Origin of the sequence: Polaromonas sp. (assembly GCF_031411155.1) — a bacterium.
Taxonomy (GTDB): domain Bacteria; phylum Pseudomonadota; class Gammaproteobacteria; order Burkholderiales; family Burkholderiaceae_C; genus Polaromonas.
On sequence record NZ_JANOAL010000193.1, the window covers coordinates 1 to 2516 of the forward strand.

A 2516-nucleotide genomic window follows, 5' to 3' on the forward strand; every position below is an offset into this window, starting at 1 on the left:
GGCGCGGCGCGGCCCGACCTGGACAGCGGCGCCCTGCGGCCGCTGCCGGTGAGCATGGCCGGCACCGAAGAGCTGGTCGGCCTGAGCCTGCGCGCCGACATGGCGCCGACGCCGGCGCAGGCCGAGGTGATGGGCGCCATACGCGGGCTGGCGCTTGAGCGCCGGGCGACCCGCGTGGTGCCGTGACAAGGCTTGCGCCGGCGCCATAATTCGGTATGGAAAAACTCAGCGCGGCGTCCCTCAGGCAAGCGGGCGAAGGACCCCAGGCCCATGCCTGCCACTGCGCACTCGGCCCCTGCCCGGGCTGGGAAAGTTTCACCGAGGAGCGCTGGCCCAAGGAAAAAATGCGCCACCTCGGCAGCCTGCGTGATCCGGAGGCCTACGAGCCCGGTTCCAGCGAATACCACCCCGACGGCACGCGCTACGATTCGCCGGACGCGCCGGTGGCCGTCGATTTTTACCCCTACAACCGCTGTGAGGTGCATGCCTGCGACGGCTGCGGACGGGTGCTGCTGCGCTACACCGAATTCGGCGGCTACTACGTGGACCACCGGATGCGCCAGCTTGACGCCAGCCTGGTGGTCTGAAGGCCACGGCCCTGGCGGGCTTACGGCGCGCTGGCCAAGGCGGCTGACACCGCAAAACGCGCGCCCAATTCGGCAAGACCCAGCGCCTGCAGCACCTGGGTCAGTCGCTCTTGCGCCGCGCGGGTTTTGGCGGCGTTGGGCGTGGCCGGGCGGCTGGCCAGAATCAGTTCGTTCTTCATCGAATGTTCCCAGCCCACCAGCTCGGTCACGGTGACCTGGTAGCCGCTGGCTTCCAGCTGCAGGCAACGCAGCACGTTGGTGATCTGGCTGCCGAATTCGCGCGTGTGCAGCGGATGGCGCCAGAGCTCGGCCAGCGGGGTTCTGGCCAGGTTCAGTGCCCGGCTTTTTTTCAGCACGCTGGCCACCTCGGCCTGGCAGCAGGGCACCAGCACCATGTGGCGCGCCTGCTTGGCCAGGCCAAAGGCAATCGCGTCGTCGGTGGCGGTGTCGCAGGCGTGCAGCGCGGTGACGATGTCGATGCGGCCCGGCAAATCGGGCGATGTGGTGGCCTCGGCCACGGTCAGGTTTAAAAACGACATGCGGGCAAAGCCGAGACGGGCCGCCAGCGCGCGCGATTTGGCGACCAGCTCGGCGCGGGTTTCAATGCCGTAGATATGGCCGGCGGTTTTCTGGCCCCGGTGCGCGACGTTGAAAAACAGGTCGTACAGAATGAAGCCGAGGTAGGACTTGCCGGCGCCATGGTCGGCCAGCGTGGGCGCGGGGCTGCTGGCCGCCACCTCGTTGAGCAGCGGCTCGATGAACTGGTACAGGTGGTAAACCTGCTTGAGCTTGCGCCGCGTGTCCTGGTTCAGCTTGCCTTCGCGCGTCAGGATGTGCAGCTCCTTGAGCAGCTCGATCGACTGGCCGGGGCGCAGCTCTTCAATGACTGGCGCGGGTTTGGCGGCCGGCTTGGCGGCCGGCTTGGCGAAGGATTGGGCGGCTGGGGGGCTTGGGGCGTGTCGCATGGCCCTCCAGTTTAGTGGGGCTGCGACTACATTTTCCAACAATTGCATTGAACACAATTTAATTGCACGGTATAATTGCGCCATGCCCGACAAAACCCCTGGCGCCGACGCCCTGCTGCTGCTCGACAACCAGCTCTGCTTTGCGCTTTACTCCACCTCGCTGGCCATGACCCGGCTCTACAAGCCGCTGCTTGACGAACTGGGCCTGACCTACCCGCAGTACCTGGCCATGCTGGTGCTGTGGGAGCAGGACGGCCTGATGGTGTCGGAGCTGGGCGAGCGGCTGTTTCTCGATTCGGGCACGCTCACGCCCCTGCTCAAGCGGCTGGAAGCCTCGGGTCTCATCACCCGCCTGCGCGCGCTGCAGGACGAGCGCCGGGTCCACATCACGCTGACGGCGGCGGGCCGCAAGCTCAAGGCCAAAGCCGCCAAAGTTCCGGGCTGCATCCTGGCCGCCAGCCAGTGCTCCATCCCCGAGCTGGTGGCGCTGACGCAGCAGGTGCAGGCCCTGCGCCAGCGCTTGGTGGCGTAGGGGCCGCGCAATCCTTCAACGGTTTAGTTTTTTTCGTCGCAACCCGTCCCGAATCCGGGACTTTTTTAAAGGAAACACCATGTCAAAACCCGAAAAAATTGTTTACACCGCCCACGCCAGCGCCACCGGCGGCCGCGACGGCAAGGCCAGGTCCGATGACGGCCTGCTCGACGTCAAACTCGTGGTGCCCAAGGAAATGGGCGGCGCCGGCGGCGGCGTCAACCCCGAACAGCTGTTCGCGGCCGGCTACTCGGCCTGCTTTCTGGGCGCCATGAAGTTTGTGGCGGGCCAGCAAAAGATTGCGCTGCCGGCAGACACCCAAATCGACGGCGCCGTCGGCATAGGCCCCATCCCCACCGGCTTTAGCATCGCGGTCGAACTGTCCATCCACATTCCGGGCATGGAGCACGCGGCCGCCCAGGCCCTGGTCGA

4 protein-coding genes and 1 pseudogene are annotated in these 2516 nt (G+C 66.4%); 4 read left to right on the top strand and 1 reads right to left on the bottom strand.

The genetic code is table 11. From position 1 onward, the window contains the following. Both RMO23_RS12225 and RMO23_RS12230 read left to right on the top strand, forming a co-directional pair. Positions 1-186, top strand: a pseudogene (locus RMO23_RS12225) (pca operon transcription factor PcaQ); the annotation flags it as partial. A 29-nt stretch (positions 187-215) separates the two neighbouring features. Continuing rightward, entirely contained in the window at positions 216-587 is a 372-nt protein-coding gene (locus RMO23_RS12230) for a hypothetical protein (protein WP_309681847.1), read from the top strand. Between the two features lie 20 nt (positions 588-607). Here the strand turns inward: RMO23_RS12230 and RMO23_RS12235 are convergent, their stop codons facing one another. Continuing rightward, positions 608-1552, bottom strand: coding sequence for an SAM-dependent methyltransferase (locus RMO23_RS12235; protein ID WP_309681849.1), 945 nt, complete (start codon positions 1550-1552; stop codon positions 608-610). A gap of 82 nt (positions 1553-1634) precedes the next feature. Between RMO23_RS12235 and RMO23_RS12240 the strand changes: the two genes are divergently transcribed. Both RMO23_RS12240 and RMO23_RS12245 read left to right on the top strand, forming a co-directional pair. Next, the gene (locus tag RMO23_RS12240; RefSeq protein WP_309681851.1) at positions 1635-2084 is read left to right on the top strand and encodes a MarR family transcriptional regulator; all 450 of its coding nucleotides are present in this window, start codon (positions 1635-1637) and stop codon (positions 2082-2084) included. A gap of 79 nt (positions 2085-2163) precedes the next feature. After that, on the top strand, positions 2164-2516 hold a 353-nt coding region (locus RMO23_RS12245), incomplete at its 3' end, for an organic hydroperoxide resistance protein (RefSeq protein WP_309681854.1).